Below are 599 nucleotides of genomic sequence, written 5' to 3'. Positions count from 1 at the left end.
GCTTCAGCATCAGTATCTGCAAGCCAATCAGCTTCAGCATCAGTAAGCTCAAGCCAATCAGCTTCAGCGTCTGTATCAGCTAGCCAATCAGCTTCAGCATCAGTATCAGCTAGCCAATCAGCTTCAGCATCTGTATCTGCAAGTCAATCAGCTTCAGCATCAGTATCTGCAAGCCAATCAGCTTCAGCGTCTGTATCTGCAAGTCAATCAACTAGCGCATCAGTATCAGCTAGTCAATCAGCTTCAGCGTCTGTATCAGCTAGTCAATCAGCTTCAGCATCAGTAAGCTCAAGTCAATCAGCTTCAGCATCAGTATCTGCAAGCCAATCAGCTTCAGCGTCTGTATCAGCTAGCGAATCAACTAGCGCATCAGTAAGCTCAAGCCAATCAGCTTCAGCATCTGTAAGTGCAAGCCAATCAGCTTCAGCATCTGTAAGCTCAAGCCAATCAACTTCAGCATCAGTATCAGCTAGTCAATCAGCTTCAGCATCAGTATCTGCAAGCCAATCAACTAGCGCATCAGTAAGCTCAAGTCAATCAGCTTCAGCATCAGTATCAGCTAGCCAATCAGCTTCAGCGTCTGTATCTGCAAGTCAATC

At 46.1% G+C, this 599-nt stretch carries 1 protein-coding gene; it reads left to right on the top strand.

The window, feature by feature from the left end; all coding sequences use genetic code 11:
• Positions 1-599: hypothetical protein (locus tag HF881_RS10370; RefSeq protein ID WP_206283226.1), on the top strand; the 599-nt coding region annotated here is incomplete at both ends.

Origin of the sequence: Streptococcus sp. WB01_FAA12, assembly GCF_012843315.1 — a bacterium.
Classification (GTDB): Bacteria; Bacillota; Bacilli; order Lactobacillales; family Streptococcaceae; genus Streptococcus.
This window is presented reverse-complemented; position numbering and strand designations above follow the sequence as displayed.